This window comes from Paracoccus sp. Arc7-R13 (assembly GCF_004010775.1).
GTDB classification, from domain to species: domain Bacteria; phylum Pseudomonadota; class Alphaproteobacteria; order Rhodobacterales; family Rhodobacteraceae; genus Paracoccus; species Paracoccus marcusii.
Genome location: NZ_CP034810.1, coordinates 2,591,906 through 2,609,776, shown reverse-complemented (window position 1 = coordinate 2,609,776; position 17,871 = coordinate 2,591,906). Strand labels below are relative to the sequence as shown.

Annotated in this window: 17 protein-coding genes and 1 other RNA gene; 9 read left to right on the top strand and 9 right to left on the bottom strand. The window is 66.9% G+C overall.

The annotated features are described in order from the left end of the window. Positions 1-51 precede the first annotated feature (51 nt). Both EOJ32_RS20440 and EOJ32_RS12980 read left to right on the top strand, forming a co-directional pair. On the top strand, positions 52-2,250 hold the full coding sequence (locus EOJ32_RS20440) for a methyl-accepting chemotaxis protein (RefSeq protein WP_240542434.1): 2,199 nt from the start codon (positions 52-54) through the stop codon (positions 2,248-2,250). A 138-nt stretch (positions 2,251-2,388) separates the two neighbouring features. After that, a complete protein-coding gene (locus EOJ32_RS12980; RefSeq protein WP_127898849.1) occupies positions 2,389-3,069 on the top strand; it encodes a spermidine synthase in 681 nt (226 codons plus the stop codon). 33 nt (positions 3,070-3,102) lie between these two features. On the opposite strand, the gene EOJ32_RS12975 is transcribed toward EOJ32_RS12980, so the two are convergent. Then, positions 3,103-4,569 (bottom strand): methyl-accepting chemotaxis protein, encoded by a 1,467-nt coding sequence (locus EOJ32_RS12975; protein WP_240542433.1) that lies wholly within the window; start codon positions 4,567-4,569, stop codon positions 3,103-3,105. 108 nt (positions 4,570-4,677) lie between these two features. Continuing rightward, positions 4,678-5,034, bottom strand: a transfer-messenger RNA (tmRNA) gene (gene ssrA / locus EOJ32_RS12970). A 57-nt stretch (positions 5,035-5,091) separates the two neighbouring features. Between ssrA and EOJ32_RS12965 the strand changes: the two genes are divergently transcribed. Continuing rightward, on the top strand, positions 5,092-5,364 hold the full coding sequence (locus EOJ32_RS12965) for a PepSY domain-containing protein (protein ID WP_127898847.1): 273 nt from the start codon (positions 5,092-5,094) through the stop codon (positions 5,362-5,364). A gap of 58 nt (positions 5,365-5,422) precedes the next feature. Here the strand turns inward: EOJ32_RS12965 and EOJ32_RS12960 are convergent, their stop codons facing one another. From EOJ32_RS12960 to ectA, 4 genes are read right to left on the bottom strand one after another with little or no spacing between them, the layout of a single operon-like run. Further along, complete coding sequence (locus tag EOJ32_RS12960; protein WP_127898846.1) at positions 5,423-6,841, bottom strand: aspartate kinase; 1,419 nt, start codon at positions 6,839-6,841, stop codon at positions 5,423-5,425. Then, complete coding sequence (locus EOJ32_RS12955; protein WP_127898845.1) at positions 6,841-7,230, bottom strand: ectoine synthase; 390 nt, start codon at positions 7,228-7,230, stop codon at positions 6,841-6,843. The genes EOJ32_RS12960 and EOJ32_RS12955 overlap by 1 nt, the downstream gene beginning before the upstream one ends. A 5-nt stretch (positions 7,231-7,235) precedes the next feature. Further along, positions 7,236-8,531: a diaminobutyrate--2-oxoglutarate transaminase gene (gene ectB / locus EOJ32_RS12950; RefSeq protein ID WP_127898844.1), complete on the bottom strand. Its 1,296-nt coding sequence runs from the start codon at positions 8,529-8,531 to the stop codon at positions 7,236-7,238. Positions 8,532-8,586: 55 nt separating this feature from the next. After that, positions 8,587-9,123 carry a diaminobutyrate acetyltransferase gene (gene ectA, locus EOJ32_RS12945; RefSeq protein ID WP_127898843.1) on the bottom strand — a complete coding sequence of 179 codons (537 nt, stop codon included), beginning with the start codon at positions 9,121-9,123 and terminating at the stop codon, positions 8,587-8,589. A 217-nt stretch (positions 9,124-9,340) separates the two neighbouring features. Between ectA and EOJ32_RS12940 the strand changes: the two genes are divergently transcribed. Beyond that, on the top strand, positions 9,341-9,844 hold the full coding sequence (locus tag EOJ32_RS12940; protein WP_127898842.1) for a MarR family winged helix-turn-helix transcriptional regulator: 504 nt from the start codon (positions 9,341-9,343) through the stop codon (positions 9,842-9,844). On the opposite strand, the gene gndA is transcribed toward EOJ32_RS12940, so the two are convergent. The 3 genes from gndA to EOJ32_RS12925 form a co-directional block, all read right to left on the bottom strand. Next, on the bottom strand, positions 9,845-11,245 hold the full coding sequence (gene gndA / locus EOJ32_RS12935; RefSeq protein WP_127898841.1) for an NADP-dependent phosphogluconate dehydrogenase: 1,401 nt from the start codon (positions 11,243-11,245) through the stop codon (positions 9,845-9,847). A gap of 37 nt (positions 11,246-11,282) precedes the next feature. Then, a complete protein-coding gene (locus EOJ32_RS12930; protein WP_341872744.1) occupies positions 11,283-11,744 on the bottom strand; it encodes a PaaI family thioesterase in 462 nt (153 codons plus the stop codon). Between the two features lie 140 nt (positions 11,745-11,884). Continuing rightward, the gene (locus tag EOJ32_RS12925; RefSeq protein ID WP_045998856.1) at positions 11,885-12,427 is read right to left on the bottom strand and encodes a biotin transporter BioY; all 543 of its coding nucleotides are present in this window, start codon (positions 12,425-12,427) and stop codon (positions 11,885-11,887) included. 392 nt (positions 12,428-12,819) lie between these two features. Between EOJ32_RS12925 and EOJ32_RS12920 the strand changes: the two genes are divergently transcribed. Genes EOJ32_RS12920 through EOJ32_RS12900 form a run of 5 tightly spaced genes read left to right on the top strand, consistent with a single transcriptional unit; the run spans position 12,820 to position 17,868 of the window. Next, a complete protein-coding gene (locus EOJ32_RS12920; protein ID WP_127898840.1) occupies positions 12,820-15,105 on the top strand; it encodes a putative monovalent cation/H+ antiporter subunit A in 2,286 nt (761 codons plus the stop codon). A 1-nt stretch (position 15,106) separates the two neighbouring features. Further along, positions 15,107-15,523 (top strand): Na+/H+ antiporter subunit B, encoded by a 417-nt coding sequence (locus tag EOJ32_RS12915; protein WP_045998858.1) that lies wholly within the window; start codon positions 15,107-15,109, stop codon positions 15,521-15,523. Positions 15,524-15,530: 7 nt separating this feature from the next. After that, positions 15,531-15,899 (top strand): Na+/H+ antiporter subunit C, encoded by a 369-nt coding sequence (locus EOJ32_RS12910; RefSeq protein ID WP_232303266.1) that lies wholly within the window; start codon positions 15,531-15,533, stop codon positions 15,897-15,899. After that, the gene (locus EOJ32_RS12905; protein WP_127898839.1) at positions 15,896-17,395 is read left to right on the top strand and encodes a Na+/H+ antiporter subunit D; all 1,500 of its coding nucleotides are present in this window, start codon (positions 15,896-15,898) and stop codon (positions 17,393-17,395) included. The genes EOJ32_RS12910 and EOJ32_RS12905 overlap by 4 nt, the downstream gene beginning before the upstream one ends. After that, positions 17,392-17,868 carry a Na+/H+ antiporter subunit E gene (locus EOJ32_RS12900; protein ID WP_045998861.1) on the top strand — a complete coding sequence of 159 codons (477 nt, stop codon included), beginning with the start codon at positions 17,392-17,394 and terminating at the stop codon, positions 17,866-17,868. The genes EOJ32_RS12905 and EOJ32_RS12900 overlap by 4 nt, the downstream gene beginning before the upstream one ends. Positions 17,869-17,871: the final 3 nt, after the last annotated feature.

Genomic DNA, 17,871 nt, shown 5'->3' with positions numbered 1-17,871 from the left:
ACCCGCAATGCGCCCTCGTGGCGCTTCGCCATCCCCGTTCCGGAGAAAGACATGATGATGAAGAATACCCGCATCGCGACGCGCATCGCGGCAGGCTTTGGCCTGATCCTGCTGATGCTGGCGGTGCTTGCCGGCTTTACCTGGAACCGGATGGACCGGTTGCAGGCCATCGACGCCCAGGCCCATGATGCCGAGGTGCTTGCGCTGGCGGCGGCGGACATCAATTTCGGCGTGGCCCAGGCCGGTCTGGCGCTGGACGATTTCATGGTTTCGGCCTCGGATGCGGATCGTCAGCGGGTGCAGGACGGCATGACCTCGGTCATGGTGCTGGCGGAAAAGGCGCAGGCCTTGGGGAGCCCGCATGCCGGGGCCTTGGTCGCCCTGAAGGAGCGGCATGTGACCGAGGCCGACCAGTTGTTCGACAGCTTCCAGCCGCTGTCCGCGCTGACGGCACAGATGCGCGAGCTGGGCATCACCCACCGTCGCAACATGGAACAGCTGCAGACCCTGTACCAGCAGCGTGGTGATCGCGATGCGGCTTATGCCGCGCTGCAGGCCGCCAACGAATTCCTGGTCGCGCGTGTGCGCATCGACCGCTTTCTGGAAGGCAGCGCCGTGAAGGATTTCGACGACGCGGCCGCGCCCTTCCAAAGGTCGCGGCAGGCCTTGTCCGATCTGCAGCCCCGCGTGATGGGCGATGACGCGCGTACCCTGCTGGCAACCACGCTGTCCGGTATCGACGAATACTGGTCGATGGCGCAGCAGAGCCGGACGCTGGAGCTGGTCGTGCGCGACCATCTGGCGACGCTGTCGCTGACCGAGATCGAGGTCTTGGCCGCCGTCGAACGGATCCGCGACGACGCCATGTCCAGCCTTGCCCGGCTGGAGGAGGAGGCAGCGGCGGTGATGGATGCCACGGTGATGTCACTGCTGGCAGGGGTCGCGGCCACGATCGTGATCGGCGCAGTCATTGCCGCATGGATCTCGCGTGATCTGGGGCGTCGCCTGGCGGTGACGGTCGACCAGACCAACCGGTTGGCGCGGGGCGATCTGGACGTCGAGATCCGCGGAACCGAGGGTCGCAACGAGCTGGCACAGCTGGCCCAGGCCCTGGCGATCTTTCGCCAGAACGCGGTCGAGGCGCGCACCTTGGCCGACGAGGCCCGCCGCCTTGAGAACGAGGCTGCCGCCGCCCGCGATATCGAGGCCCGCCAGCAGGCCCGGGTCGTGCGCGACATCGGTGCCGGGCTGAATAGGCTGGCGCAGGGGGACCTGACACAGCAGATCCCGAACCCGCCGTCGGACCCGTTCCCGGCCGGCTATGACGGGCTGAGAGAGGCGTTCAACAGCGTCGTGTCGAACCTGACCGGCACCATCAACCGCATCACCGACGTCGCCGATCAGGTCCGGGGTGGCGCAAGCGAGATCACCTCGGCCGCGCAGGACCTGGCCTCCCGGGCCGAGACGCAGGCCGCTACGCTGGAGCAGTCCGCTGCGGCCCTGAACCAGATGAACGCCAGCGTCACCTCGACCGCCGAACGCGCGCGCAATGCCGAGCAGGCCAGCCGTCAGAACCGCGACATCGCCGAAACCAGCGCCGAAGTCGTGCGCGACGCCGTGACCGCCATGCGCGGAATCGAGGCGTCGTCCGACCAGATCACCCGCATCATCGGTGTCATCGATGACATCGCGTTCCAGACCAACCTGTTGGCGCTGAACGCGGGCGTCGAGGCCGCCCGTGCCGGAGAGGCCGGCCGCGGCTTTGCGGTCGTGGCCTCCGAGGTGCGGGGCCTTGCACAGCGCGCCTCGGATTCCGCGCGGGAGATCAAGTCGCTGATTTCGCAGTCCGCATCGCAGGTCAAGGCGGGGTCCGCCCTTGTGGGGCGGACGGGCGACAGCCTTGGTCAGATCCTGTCCAAGGCGCATGAGGTGTCGGAACAGATCACCGCGATCTCGCTTGCCGCCAACGAACAGGCGATCGGCTTGGCCGAGGTGAACACGGGCGTGAACCAGCTGGATCAGGTAACCCAGCAGAACGCCGCAGTGGCCGAACAGGCCAACGCCGCCGCCGCATCGCTGCAGCAGCGGTCCGAGGATCTGATCCGCGAGATCGCCGGGTTCCGGATCGGCAGCGGCACCAGCCGGCCCGAGGTGGTCCGCACACGTGCATCGGCGCCGCTTCCCGTGGTCGAACCGGTCCCCCTGCGTGTCGTGGGTGGCCGCGGCGAAGGCCAGATGTTCGAGTTCTGACCGAAGCGACCTGCACCATGTCCGACCCGCGCCGATCCTGTCGGCGCGGGTTTGGCAATGCGGCCATGCCCAAGTGCCTTTCCGGCACGGCCCCGATCGGCTAGATCAGGACCGGGTTACGCAGAATGGGACATCGGCATGCTGCCTTGGGTGCAACTGGCCAGCGCGATCGCGCCGGATGGCGACACGCTGCGGCTGATGCGGCGGGGCGACGAATTCTCGATCAGGCTGCAGGGCGGAAACGAGCTGATGAACAGCCGTCTTGGTGGGTCCGAGGAGGCTTTGGCGACGCTTGCGCTGGACCGGCTGGCCGACCGGCCCGCGCCGCGCGTGCTGATCGGCGGGCTGGGCATGGGGTTCACCCTGCGCGCGGCCCAGGCCGTGGCCAGCCCCCAGGCCCGGCTGATCGTGGCCGAGATCGTGCCCGAACTGGTCGGATGGGCGACGCAGCACATGGCGGCGGTCTTTGCAGGCTGCCTGTCCGACCCGCGGGTTCAGGTGCGGATCGGCGATGTCGGCGCGCAGATCCGTCAGGCCACGACGGCGTTCGACGCGATCCTGCTGGATGTCGACAACGGTCCCGACGGGCTGACGCGGACCGGGAACGATGCGCTGTACGGGATGGCCGGTCTGCAGGCGGCACGGCGCGCGCTGTCGCCCGGCGGTGTGCTGGCCGTCTGGTCGGCAGAGCCGGACGCCGCGTTCGAACGGCGCCTGGCCGGGTGCGGCTTTGCCGTCAGCACGCACGGGGTGCGCGCCGGCGGGTCAGGGCGCGGATCGCGGCACGTGATCTGGATCGGCGTGCGGCGGGATGACTGAACCGCGCGCCCTGTTGGGGCGCGCGGCGCGAGGTTAGACGGCCTGGCGGTAGGTCTGCTGATGCACCTGCGGGCGGGGGGCCGCCATCGTGAAGCTGCTGACGATGCGTGTCAGGTCCTTGACCTCTGCGTTCAGCAGGGTGCTGGTGGCGTTGGCTTCCTCGACCATCGCGGCGTTCTGCTGGGTCACGTCGTCCAGGTACCGGACCGCGCTGTTGATCTCGGAGATGCTCAGCGACTGGCGTTGGGCGGTGGAGGACATCTCGGTCACGATCCCCTCGATCTCGTTGAAGACAAGGATGATGTCGGACAGCGCTTGGTGCGTCGCGCCGACCAGCGACACGCCATGTGTCGTCTGCTGGACGCTGCGGTCGATCAGTGTCTGGATGGTGCGCACCGCCTCGGCCGATCGTTGGGCCAGGGCGCGGACCTCGGCGGCGACGACGGCAAAGCCGCGGCCGGCCTCACCGGCGCGGGCTGCCTCGACGCCGGCGTTCAGGGCCAGCAGGTTGGTCTGGAAGGCGATCTCGCTGATCACGCCGATGATCTGGCCCATCTCTCCGGCGCTGGAGGAGACGTCGTCCATCGCAGTGCGTGTCTGATCCATGATCTGGCTGCCATGCGCGGCGACCTGGCGGGCGCGGGCGGCCATCTCCTCCGCTTGGCGGCTGCGCGTAGCGGAATCGCGCACGGCCTCGGTCATCTCGTTCAGCGCGGCGGCGGTTTCCTCCAGGCTGGCCGCCTGCTGTTCGGTGCGGCGCGCAAGATCGTCGGAGGCCGCCGCGATCTCTCCTGTGCCGTTGCCGATCTGGCCGGCGGAATGGCGCACCGATCCGATGATGTTGGCCAGCTGTTCGACCGTTTCGTTGAAGCGGGTGCGGGCCGACAGTTCCGGGTCCAGCCGGGTGGTCAGATCGCCTTCGGCCAGACGGCCAAGGGCGCCCGACAGGGCCTCGAAGGCACGTTGCTGGGCATCCTCGACCTCTTTGCGGCGACCGTCGATCTGGTCCAGATAGGTCGAGATCGACAGGTCGATGTCCAGCAGGGACGCCCGCATCAGGACCGAGATGTCATCGGCCAGGCGCTTGCGGCTGGCGGCGGTCCAGGTGCGGCGTTCGCCCAGCATGTCGCGGATCACATAGTCCAGCACAAGGCCATAGCCGCCGATGTACCAGCGCGGCTCCAGCCCGATCCGTGCATGCACCGCGCCGATGCGGCGGACTGACAGCGCATAGTCGGCGCCGAACTCTCCGGATGCGATACGGGCCCAGTGCTGGGCCTGGCTGCTTCTGGCGCGTTCGGTATGGGCATTGTCGGTGAAATATCGGCGCAGGACGGGGGTCGACGCGATCTTGGTGTAGAATTCGGACAGGGCAGGGCCGACGCTGGCCGCGATCCGGGGGGCCAGGGCCCTGAGCCGGGCCTGCGCCGGGGCGTCCAGGCCCAAAAAGTCCAGCCTGTCCTGCAGGTGGATCGTGTCGTGGGAATCGGGGTGTGTCACCGCTTGATCCTTTCGCATGGCAAAGGCGGACAAGCGCAGCAATAGACCCCGCGCGTTAAGGAACGCTGAATACCGGACAGGGCGGTTCAAAAATATCAGGGGGGATAAGGTGCAGGATTCTGTTGCCAGGCTCCTGCGGGCCCCGCCTTACGCTGCTAGGCGCAAGGGCTTAGGTTTCGATCTTGCGGACTGCTTACGCAGCCAGCGCGACCGGAGCACGGTTGTCATTGGCAACTGTACGTTTTGCACCGATAACGGTAGTAGCTCACCGAGACAAAGCATAACCCCTTTAGACGTTCGTCGATCCTGTTTCGGCCCCATTCGCCCCCAATGAAGGGTTGTTTGGTGGAGCCGCCGGGTACCGCCCCCGGGTCCGATCCGCTTATTACGAGCGCGTTTATGTCCATAGTCGGAATTGCTTCCGACAGCATCGATATAGGTCATCGGCAGGGATGCGGCAAGGGGTCGGAACCACGGGCCTTGGGTGCGGGTTTGACCGCAGACCCACAACCGGAGAGAACGATGACCTTCCGCACCCTGACCGCCGCCGCCCTGATCCTGTCGCCCACCGCGCTGATGGCGCAGGAGGCCATGCGCGGTGCCCCGCCGGCCGATGCGATGGCCCTGTCCGAGATCGTCGCCAAGATGGAGACCGACCTGTCCGCAGAGCTGGGCTATATCGAGGATATCCAGTGGGACGACGATGGCTATTACGAGGTCGAATACCCCACCCAGGACAATCGCGAGGTCGAGATGCGTGTCGATCCGACGACCGGCGAAGCGATGGCGCGCTGATTGCGCCATTCAGAATGCGAACGGGCGGCCCTTGCGGCCGCCCGTTTCGTTTTGTGCCTCAGGCCACCTTGGCCAAGGGTTGCGCCGTCTGTTCGATCAGCGCGCCGTGCAGGGCCTTGATCCCGGGCGCCAGCGCCGTGCGTTCCAGGATGAACTGCACGTCCACCGGCCGCGGTCCCTGCGTCGCACCGATCGCCTCCAGCCCCGCGGCCGCCAGCGCGTTCAGACCGCGGCTGAGCACCGCCAGGCCCTCCAGGTCGCGGCCCACGGCCGAGGCCATGGCCGCCGCCCGCGACGACACCTGCGCCGAAGGATAGCGTTCGGCCAGGTCCTTTTCCACGCGGCGGAGCACCTTGAGGCTGCTGTCGACATAATGCGTGATCGTGTTGGCGTTGGACACCTTGCTGACGATGCGCACGCGGTGGCGGGTCAGCACTTCCAGGATGAACGCATCATAGCCCTTGGCGCCGACCATGTCCTGTTCGAACAGTTCCAGCGCAAAGACGTTCAGGCCTGTCACGATCTCCACCGCCGGGGTGGCGGCGGGCTGGTCGTCGATCAGCGTGCCGGGATCGTGCGGCTCGAACGCGTTGGTCACGCGCAGCGGGACGCCGGACTGGCGCAGGGTCTTGGCGGCCTTGGGGTGGATCGCCTCCATCCCCAGGTTCGACAGCTGGTCGGCCACGTCATAGTTCGTGCGACCCAGCTTGCGCACCGCATCCGCCCCGACCAAGTTCGGGTCGGCCGAGGACAGGTGGAACTCCTTGTGGATGATTGCCTCGCGGGCGCCGGTCAGTGCCGCCAGCCTTGAAAACGTCACCTCGGAATAGCCGCGGTCAAATTCGCGCATCAGCCCCTCGGTGCACTGGGCGTATCCCGTGACGATGGGCATTTCGGTCGTGGGATCGACGCCGGCCATCGCGCCGGTGATGCGCTCCTCCAGCGTGACCAGTTCCGTGTCGCGCCATCCCGACAGGTCGACGAACCGTGCCTGGATGCCCACGCGCTGCAGCATCAGGGTGGTGACGAAGGCGGAATGCGCCTCTCCCAGTCCCGACAGCAGTTCACGCGTGTGCAGCATGTGTTCCTCCAGCCGGAAATGGCCATAGGAGCACAGGCGCTGCAGGTCGATCAGGCAGTTGCGCGCCCCGACCAGCCGGTCGCGGACAAAGGCATCGGCGCGTTCCAGATCACCGGGATGATCCAGAACCGCCCGATGCGCCTCGATCATCGCCTCGCTGGCACGGTCCAGCGCGGCCAGCCAGCCGTGATCGCCGTCGCCCGACGCGAAGGCGGCGTAGACGCCCGGCTCTCCGGACTTCTTGTGTTCCAGAAGCAGGTTCGTGATGCCGCCAAAGGCCGACACCACGAAGATCCGGCCATAGGGCGCGTCGCGGTCGGCGATCAGCACCGTGTCGCGCAGCTCGTGCACGCGCGACATCGAGGTGCCGCCGATCTTCTCGACCGTATGACCCATCACGCGGTCTCGGCAGGGGCGTAGCTGCCGTCCTCCTGATGCACCTCGGTCCCGGTGACGGGCGGGTTGAAGCAGCAGGCCATGACCAGCGTCTCCTCGGCCCGCAGGATGTGCTTGTCATGCAGGTTCAGCGCATACATTACGCCGGGCGTGATCTCATGCGTCTCTCCGGTGCCCAGATCGGTGATCGAGCCCTTGCCCTGCATGCAGAACACGCTTTCGAAATGGTGCTTGTAGTGGAACTGGTGCTCCGACCCGGCCTGCAGCGTGGTGATGTGGAACGAAAAGCCCATCCCGTCATCGGCCAGCAGCATCCGGACCGAATTCCATTGCGCGTCTGACACCGAACGGTCGGTGTCCTTCAGTTTGTTGAAATCACGTACGATCATGTGAATTACTCCGCAGCAATCTTGGTGGTGGCAAGGACGTCGCGGGCGGCATGCAGCAGGATGTCGAAGCCACGCGACAGCAGCGTGTCGGGGGTGGTCAGCGGGGCCAGGACCTTGACGACCTGATCCTCGTTACCCGATGTCTCGATGATCAGCCCGCCGTCAAAGGCGCGCTTGCAAATGGCGGCCGCCAGATCGCCCGATCCGACGTCGACGCCGCGCATCAGGCCGCGACCCTTCAGATAGGCGCCGGGCACCAGTTCGGCCAGTTCGGTCAGCCGGGTCTGGATCAGGTCGGCGCGCCGCGCCAGGTCGGCCTCGAACGCGTCGTCGGACCAGAACTTCTCGATCGCCACGCGGGCGGTCACGAAGGCATGGGTGTTGCCGCGGAACGTGCCGTTGTGTTCGGCCGGACCGAAGACGTCATGTTCCGGGCGCACCAGAACCATCGCCAGCGGCAGGCCAAAGCCAGAGATCGACTTTGCTAGCGGCACCAGGTCGGGCATCACGCCCATCTCCTCGAACGAGAAGAACTTGCCGGTGCGGCCACAGCCTGCCTGGATGTCGTCCATGATCAGCAGCGCGCCGTGGCGCTTTGCAATGTCCGCGATGGTGCGTACGAATTCGGCGGACGCGGCGTTCAGGCCGCCTTCGCCCTGCACGGCCTCCAGCATGATGGCGGCGGGGGCGTCGATGCCGCCCGAATTGTCCGACAGCATCTGGTCCAGCAAGGCCGCGCTGTCCAGCCCGTCGGCATAGCCGTCAAACGGCACGCGGGTGACGCCCTGCGTCTCCATCCCGGCGCCGCCGCGGTGGTATCCGTTGCCGGTCGCGGCCAGTGCGCCCATCGTCACGCCATGAAAGCCGTTGGTGAAGGCCACGACATTGGTACGACCGGTCGACTTGCGGGCAATCTTCATCGCCGCCTCGACTGCGTTGGCACCGGTGGGGCCGGTGAACATCACGCGATGATCCATGCCGCGCGGCGTCAGGATGTGACGCTCGAAGGCGTCAAGGAACGCAGCCTTGGTCGTGGTGTGCAGATCTAGGCCATGGGCGATCCCGTCACCCGCGATGTGGTCGATCAGCGCGGACTTCATGTCCGGATCATTGTGGCCATAGTTCAGCGACGAGCAACCGGCCAGAAAGTCGATGTAGTCGCGTCCGTCCGCCCCGGTCATCACCGATCCGCTGGCCTTGGTGAAGACCGTGGGTATCCCCCGGCAATAGGATCGGGCCGCGCTTTCGCGGCGTTCGAAGATGGCGGTTCCGGGCATGGTGGCGGTCATGTCTTTGGGCATGGGAAGTCCTTTCGCATCATGTGCGTCAGTCTGAATGCTTCGACGGGCAAAGGGATCAGGCGGCGCGGGCCTGATCGGCGTGACGGGGCAGGGTGATCGTGACCATATGCTCGGTCGCGTGCCGTCCGTCGAAATGATCGTGGCGGGTATAGTGAGGATCGTCGGTCAGCCGCCCGCCCTGCTGGCGGGCAAAGCTGCGGAACAGCGCCCATGACGCGTCGTTGTCGCGGGTGATCGTCGTGTTCAGCCGCTGCGCATCGGCGCATTCATCGCGTTCCACCAGATGCGTCAGCATCTTGCGGGCCAATCCCAGACCGCGCGCATCCGGTCCGACAGCTACCTGCCACACGAAAAGCGCGTCCTCGTTCGGGATCATGTGCCCCGAGATCCAGCCCACGATCTGGTCGTCCAGCAGGGCCACGACGCAGGTGTCGCGGAAATGCTCGGCCTGCACCAGATTGCAATACATCGAATTCTCGTCCAGCGGCTTGCAGACCCGGACCAGCTCCCAGATGGCGGCGCCGTCGGTCGGGTCGGGCTTGCGCAGCGTCAGCTGGCGGGGGCGTTCGAGTTCTTGCACGTCTTTGGGCATGGGCGGCGGATCCTCAATTGCTTCGACCCTCTAACTAGTCAAAACGCGCCTTGGTTGCAACCTTGGCGTGGAAAATACGCGGGAATTCGTCTAAGACCTTACGCTAGCGTGATATTTGGACACGGCCGCGTGACCGCGAGGTTCGCCTGCCGAAATATCAGGTTCCGAAAGCATGCCATATTGCCCTGTTCCGCGCGCTGATGGCATACAGGAGGGCATGAGCCAGCCGCCCGCCATTCCGCGTACCGACGCCGCGCTGATCGCGCTGCGGCGGATCCTGCGCGCCACCGAACATTATGAACGCGACCTTGCCCAGGCCGCCAAGCTGACCCCTGCCAAGCTGCGCGTCCTGCAGATCCTTGCCGGAACCGTGACGCGGTCCGCCATGCCGACCCAGCTGTCGACCCAGATGGGCGTCAGCCAAGCGACTGTGACGGCGCTTGTCGATCAGCTGGACAAGCTGGGCCTGACGCAGCGTCAGCGGTCCAGCACCGACCGCAGGCAGCTGCACGTGATCCTGACGGATGCCGGGCTGGACGCGCTGCGCAATGCGCCCGACGCGCTGCAGCAGCATTTCGTGACCGGTTTCCAGGCCCTGCAGGATTGGGAACAGGCGATGCTGGTCGCATCGCTGGAACGCGTCGCGGCGATGCTGAACGCGCAAGGCATCGATGCATCGCCGCTGCTGACCCTGGGCGACATCAGCCGCCCGCGCGGCTGATCAGGTCGCGCTGCCCCAGGGGCCGTGCGGATCGTCGATCCCGTCCAACCGCTGGAAGCCGTGGGCACCGAAGAAGTCGCGCTGCGCCTGGATCATGTTCGCGGTGCCGCGCGCGGTGCGCATCATGTCAAACCACATCAGCCCGGATGCCAGGGCGGGCAGGGCGTGGCCCGCGGCGATCCCCTGCGACACCACCCGGCGCAGACCCGGCAGGGCGCCTTCGATCAGGTCGGCGAAGAACGGCGCCATGATCAGGTTGCGGGCCGGATCGTCCGCCAGCGCGTCGGCCATGTCGTTCAGCATGGTCGACCGGATGATGCACCCCGCCCGCCAGACACGTGCGATCTCCGGCAGGTCCAGCGTCCAGCCGAACCGTTCCGAGGCGCCCGCGATCATCGTGAAGCCTTGGGCATAGCACAGGATCTTGCCCGCGATCAGCGCCTGTTCCAGATCGTCGGGCGTCAGGTCGACCGCACCGGGGGCGGCCCCGAAGCGGGCCTGGCCCGCCTGCCGTTCATCCAGGCGCGCGCTGACGTTGCGGGCCATCACCGCAGCCTCGATCACCGGGATGGGCGCGGACAGGTGCTGCGCCTCGATGGCGGTCCAGCGGCCGGTGCCCTTCTGGCCGGCGCGGTCCAGGATCACGTCGGGCATCGCGGCCCCGGTATGCGGGTCCCGCGCCGCGGTGACCTTGGCCGAGATCTCGATCAGGTAGCTGGACAGCGTGCCGCGGTTCCAGTCGGCGAAGATATCGGAGATCGCCGGGGCCTCTAGCGTCAGCCCGTCGCGCATCAGGCCATAGGCCTCGGCGATCATCTGCATGTCGGCATATTCGATGCCGTTATGGACCATCTTGACGAAATGCCCCGCGCCCGCGTCGCCCATCCGTGCGGCACAGGGGGTGCCGTCATCCGCCTTGGCGGAAATGGCGGTCATCACATGCGCCACGCGGTCCCAGTCCGCGGCGTCGCCGCCGCCCATGATCGCGGGGCCGTGGCGTGCGCCCTCCTCTCCGCCGGACACGCCCATGCCCAGGAACCGGAAGGGCAGGCCGGCCGCGGCGCGGCGGTTGGTGTCGTGAAAATCCGCATTGCCCGCGTCGATCACCAGATCGTCGGCGTCCAGCAGCGGCGCCAGCGCCTGCAGCTGATCGTCGACCGCCTGTCCCGCCGGGACCATCAGGATGATCGCGCGCGGCGGCGCGATGGCCTGGACCAAAGCCTGCAGGGAATCCGTCGGGATCACGCGGGGGGCCAGATCGCCGGCCTGGGCAGCAAAGCGGTGCGTGACCTCGGTCGTGCGGTTCCACACGGCGATGGGAAAGCCCTTTTCGGCGATGTTCAGGGCCAAGGCGGCCCCCATCGTCCCAAGCCCGATCAGCCCGATTTCTGCCTGCGCCATCGCCGTCCTCCTGCGGATAGTTTGGTCGCGGTTTACGCTAACGGCCGGGCGGTGTCACGGGGGCGCGGCCCCGGACGCAGATCAGCGTCTGCAGCCCGGTCGCGACATGGGTCCGCGCGGATCCGTCGACCGCATGGACGTCCAGCTGGCACACGGTCAGCGTCCGCCCCGCCTTGACGACCCGGCCGATGGCCTCCAGCCAGTCGCCCTGCGCGGGGTTCAGCAGGTTCAGCTTGAATTCTGTCGTCAGCACGTCGTCGCCCTGGGGGAACAGCGTCAGCGCGGCATAGCCCCCGGCGCTGTCGGCCAAGGCCGTGGTCGCGCCGGCATGAAAATATCCCATCTGCTGGGTCAGTTCCGGCCGGAAGGGCAGGCGCAGCGTGACCTCGGCGGGGCGAATGGCGGCGATTTCGGCGCCAAGATGGCGCATCAGGCCTTGGTCGCGAAAGCTGTCCTCGATGCGGGCGATGGTGTCGGGTGTCAGGGTGGTGGGGGTCAAGCGCTGCTCCTCCTGCTGGCTTGGGCGCAGTCTGGGCGCGGGCGGGGCAGGGGAAAAGCCCCGATGGCGGGGCGGACGCGGGGTCACCATGCGAAACGGGGCCCGCATGGGGCCCCGTCGCGGTCATTCGGCGGTCTGATTCAACCGCGGCGGGTGACCGCCTGCAGGGCCAGCGCGCCCAAGGCGATCTTGACCATGTCGCCCAGGATGAAGGGTGCGACGCCCACGGCCAGCAGCCGGTCGGCCGGCACGAAGGCCGACAGCCAGATCAGGCCGGGCACATAGATCGCCACGGTTCCGGCCAGCATCGCCACCGCCCGCATGCCCAGGCCGCGGCCCTGCGCCAGCGCGCCGGTCACGATCATGGACAGGGCCATGCCGATCAGAAAGCCGGTGGTAGGCCCCGCAAGATAGGCCAGGCCCAGCCCGCGTTCCGGCGAACCGGCAAAGACCGGCAGCCCCGCCAGTCCCGCCGCCATGTAGGCCCCCATCGCGGCCAGGCCGAGGCGCGGCCCCAGACCGGCGGCGATGACCAGCACAGCCAGCGTCTGCAGCGTCATCGGCACCGGCCAGAACGGCACCTGCACCTTGGCGCCAAGCGCGATCAGCGCGGCGGCGGCCAGGGTCAGTCCGATCTTGGCGCCAAGGCTTTGTTCGGCGATGCGGTCGCGTGCGAGCAGCATGAGATGTCCCTTTCATCGAGATGTCGCGAATCGAGGGCAGCCTGCTGCGCCCCGGTTGCCGCACATCAGACCCCAAACGGGGGGGCGCGCACAAGCCTTCAGATGACAGGCGCCGGACATGCGGCCACAAGGCCCTGTCGGCGCGGCATTTTCGATGCTCGAAGCGCTGCGCCAAAATGTCGCAATCCGGCGACAGCAGGGGTCACCGGACGGATGCGGCCGGAAACCCGATACCTATTTACAGGGCGCGCGCGCACGTAAGGGCGGCCACCGTGCCCCGATGCGCAATTTTCGGTCGTCAGCGCCGATTTAGCCGCCCCAAGCGACTGTTTTCCGCCGACCAAGGGTGCTAAGCCATCCGCCAATTGCATGCCGCGACAAGGGTTCGAGACATGGCTGACGACTATCCATCGGTGGACCGCGTCATGGGAGGGCCTGCGGGCTGGATCTCGATCGCGTTCCCGACGATCCTGTTCCTGTACTTCCTGGGACTGCTGCCGGAAATCGCGCAAGGCCCGCAGGTCTATGGCTTTGACTGGGTGCCCTCGCTGGGGGTGCAGCTGTCGGTCCTTCTGGACGGGCTGTCGATGACATTCGCCCTGCTGATCACCGGGATCGGCGCGGCGGTCACGCTGTATTCGGCGCGCTATCTGGGCGATCACCCGGATTATCCGCGTTTCGTCAGCTATCTGCTGATGTTCATGGTCGGCATGCTGGGCCTGGTCCTGGCCGACAACCTGATCATGCTGTTCGTGTTCTGGGAGATCACGACCATCGCGTCCTATCTGCTGATCGGCTTCAACGCCGACAGCGCGGCGTCGCGCCGGTCCGCGCTGCAGGCGCTGCTGGTGACGGGGACGGGGGGCCTGATCCTGCTGGCCGGCCTGATCGTGCTGGGCACGGTCGCGGGCACGTCGCAGCTGTCGCAGATCGTGACGATGGGCGACATGATCCGCGCGCATCCCTGGTACCTGGGCATCCTGCTGCTGTTCCTGGCGGGCGCGTTCACGAAATCGGCGCAGGTGCCGTTCCACTTCTGGCTGCCCAACGCGATGGCAGCCCCTACGCCCGTATCGGCCTATCTGCATTCGGCCACGATGGTGAAGGCGGGCGTGTTCCTGATGGCGCGCATGAACCCCGCGCTGGGCGGGACGGATGCGTGGTTCTGGATCCTGACGCTGTTCGGCGGGGTCACGGCGGTCTTCGCCTCGGTCATGGCGCTGCGCCAGACCGACATCAAGCAGGTGCTGGCCTATACCACGCTGATGGCGCTGGGCACGCTGACCATGTTCATCGGCGCGGGCACGCATTACGCCATCGTCGCGGCGATGCTGTTCCTGGTGGTACACTCGCTCTACAAGGCGGCGCTGTTCCTGATGATCGGCATCGTCGATCATGCCACCGGCACGCGCGATGCGGGCGTCCTGGGCGGCCTGTCCAAGGCGATGCCGCTGACCGGGCTTGCCGCCGCGCTGGCCGCGATCAGCATGGCGGGCATTCCGCCGATGATCGGCTTTATCGGCAAGGAATTCATGTACAAGGCCGGCCTGGGGCTGGACGGGTTCGGCGCGTTCTGGGTGACCGCGATGGCCTTCGCGGCATCGGTCCTGATGTTTGCCGTCGGCGGCATCGTCGCGCTCAAGCCGTTCCGCGGCGATCTGCGCCCGACCCCCACCACCCCACACGAGGGGCCGTGGGCGATGCTGGCGGGTCCGCTGGTCCTTGGTGCGCTGTCGTTGATCTTCGGCCTGCTGCCAGGCGTGCTGGGCCACTACCTGGTCGGCCCCGCCACCCATGCCGTCTTCGGAGAGGTCCGTGAGGTGCACCTGTACCTGTGGGGCGGCATCAACATGGCGCTGATCCTGTCGCTGCTGACCTTCCTGGCGGGCTGGCTGGTCTATCGCCGCCATCAGGCGATCCGCGACCGCCTTGCCGCGTTCGAGGCGCGCAGCCCGATCGACTTCGACGCGGGCTGGGACCGTCTGCTGGACGGGTTCAAGGCCTTCGCCGCCTGGCAGACCAACCTGATCCAGACCGGCAGCCTGCAGCGCTATATGGCCGTGATGTTCGCGACCTTCGTCGTGATGGTCGGCGGCTCGTATCTGATCAAGGGCGCGTTCCAGGGCGTGCCGGGCCTGTCGGCCGAGGGCGTGCACCCGATCCAATGGACGGTGCTGGGCCTGATCGTGGCGGGCGCGATCCTGACCGTCTGGACGCACAGCCGCATGACGGCCATCGCCGGGATGGGCGCGTCGGGCATCGGCGTGTCGCTGATCTTCATCATGTTCAGCGCCCCCGACGTGGCCATCACGCAGCTGCTGGTCGAGGTGCTGGTCGTCGTGCTGGTCAGCGTCGTCATGCTGCGCCTGCCCTATCTGCCGCGCCGGTCCAAGACCCGGTTCCGCACCGGGCACGCGGTCATCGCGGGGGGCGCGGGCCTTGTCACAACCTTCCTGCTGATGTCCGTGATGGCGACCGATTTCGACCGCCGCCTGACGTCCTTCTTCGAGGCCGCGTCCTATCCCGAGGCGCATGGCCGCAACATCGTCAACGTCATCCTGGTCGACTTCCGCGCCCTGGATACGTTCGGAGAGATCACCGTCGTGGCCATCGCCGCCATCGCCGCGTTCGCCCTGCTGCGCGGTGCCACCCGCCGCAAGCCCGAGGAGGAGAGCTGAGATGCAGTCGCTGATCCTGACCACCACCACGCGCCTGCTGGCGGCCCTGCTGCTGATGTTCTCGGTCTATGCGCTGCTGCGCGGGCACAACCTGCCCGGCGGCGGCTTCATCGGCGGGCTGATCGGGGCCACGGCGTTCATCCTCTATACCATCGCCACCTCGGTCGAGGAGGCGCAGGCCGCGCTGCGCATCGATCCGTCGAACCTGGCGATGGCGGGCCTGGGCGTCGCGGCCCTGGGGGGCATCGGCGCGGCCTTCGCGGGCCAGCCCTTCTTCACCGGACAGTGGCTGTTCCTGTTTCGCGACGGCGACAGCTATGTGCCGCTGTCCACCGTCCTTGTCTTCGACATCGGAGTCTACATGGCCGTCTTCGGCGGAATCCTGACCCTGGTCTTTGCCTTGGAACAGGAGATCTGATTTGGAAATGCTGCTTGCCCTGTCCGTCGGCGTCCTTGTCGCCGCGTCGGTCTATCTGATGCTGGACCGCAACATCCTGCGCTTCCTGTTCGGGCTGGCGCTGCTGTCGAACGCGGTCAACCTGCTGATCTTTGCCAGCGGCCGTCTGACCCCAGGCGCGCCCCCGCTGATCGATGCGGGCGAATATGCGCCCACCGGCGTGGTCGCGAACGCCCTGCCGCAGGCGCTTGTGCTGACCGCGATCGTGATCGGGTTCGGCCTGCTGGCCTTCACCCTGGCGCTGGTCTATCGCGCGTTCATGACCCTGGGCACCGTCAACAGCGACGAGATGCGCGTGGCCGAGCCCGTCGACGCGGGCAAGGAGGCCGGGAAATGAGCTGGCTTCTGGTCTATCCGATCCTGATCCCGCTGCTGACGGCGGTCCTGTCCTATCTGTTCCGCAAATCGCCCGCCGGGCGCTGGATCTCTGTCGCGGGGACGGTCGCGCTCTTGCTGGCCAGCGTCGTCCTGATGGCCGAGGTGCTGGAGGAGGGCGTCGTCGCCGCCCAGATGTCGAACTGGCAGGCGCCCTTCGGCATCACGCTTGTGGCCGACCTTCTGGGCGCGGTCATGGTCGTCATCACCGCCATCACCGGCCTCGCGACCGTAATCTATACCCTGTCCGAAATCCCCGAACGGCTGGAACGGCTGGGTTTTCACGCCCTGCTGCAGACGCTGCTGATGGGCGTCTGCGGGGCCTTCGTCACGGGCGACCTGTTCAACCTGTATGTCTGGTTCGAGGTCATGCTGATCTCCAGCTTCGGCCTGCTGGTGCTGGGGGCCAGCCGCGAACAGCTGGACGGCGGCATCAAGTACGTGCTGCTGAACCTGGTCTCGACGATCATGTTCCTGGCGGGAACCGGTCTGCTGTACGGCCTGACCGGCACGCTGAACATGGCCGACCTGCACCTGGCCGTCCGCGAGGTCGAGAATACCGGCCTGCTGACCACCGTCGCGGTGATGTTCATGGTGGCCTTCGGCGTCAAGGCCGCGCTGTTCCCGCTGTTCTTTTGGCTGCCCGCCTCCTATCACACGCCCCCGGTGGCGGTGTCGGCGATCTTCGCGGGCCTGTTGACCAAGGTTGGCGTCTATGCCCTGATCCGGATGTTCACGCTGGTCTTCGACCAGGATGTCGGCTTCACGCACACGATCCTGCTGTGGGCGTCGGTGGTGACGATGGTCACGGGCGTTCTGGGCGCGGCGGCGATGAACGACTTCCGTCGCATCCTGTCGTTCCACATCATCAGCCAGATCGGCTACATGGTCCTGGGACTGGCGCTTTATACGCCGCTTGGCCTGATGGGGGCGGTGTTCTACCTGGTCCACCATATCATCGTAAAGGCGAACCTGTTCTTCGTCGCGGGCGTGGCCAAGCGCATTGCCGGATCGACCGATCTGGCGCGCATCGGCGGCCTTTACGCCCATGCCCCGGTGCTGGCCTTCCTGTTCCTGATCCCGGCATTCTCGCTGGCGGGCTTTCCGCCGCTTTCGGGCTTCTGGGCGAAATACGTGGTCGTCAAGGCCGCGCTGGACCTGGAAATGTGGTTCGTGGCCGGGGTGTCGCTGGCGGTCGGTCTGCTGACCATCTTCTCGATGACCAAGATCTGGGGCTCGGCCTTCTGGCCCGCGCATCCCGACGGGGTCAAGCCGCGCCTGTCGGACCTGCCGATGGGCGACCGGATGGCGCTGATGCTGCCGATCGTCGCGCTGGCCGCGCTGACCTGCATCATCGGCCTGTTCCCGGAATCCTTCGTGCTGTTCGCCGAACGGGCGGCCACGCAGCTGCTGGATCCAACCGACTATGTCACGACCGTCTTGGGGGTGCAGCCATGAACCTGTTCGCCATCAACATGGTGCTGGCCTTTGCCTGGGTCGCGCTGACCGGCGGGCTGACCCTGGGCGGGCTGACGACCGGCTATCTGGTCGGCATGGCCGCGATGTGGCTGGTCCGTCCGCTGTTTCCCGATACCGGGGTCTATTTCCGGCGCCTCTACTACTGGACGCGGCTGATCGTGATGTTCGTCTATGAACTGGTGGTCAGCTCGATCCCGGTCGTGCGCGACGTGCTGACGCCAGGACAGTCGTCGCAGCCCGCGCTGATCGCGGTGCCCATCACGGTGACGACCGACCTGCAGATCACGCTGCTGGCCAACTTCATCTCGCTGACCCCAGGCACGCTCAGCCTCGACGTGTCCGAGGACCGCAGCACGCTGTATATCCACGCAATGTTCGGCGACGACCCGGACGCGATCCGCGCGCAGATCCGCGACCGGTTCGAGGTCTGGGTCCGCGAGGCGACGGAGTGAACG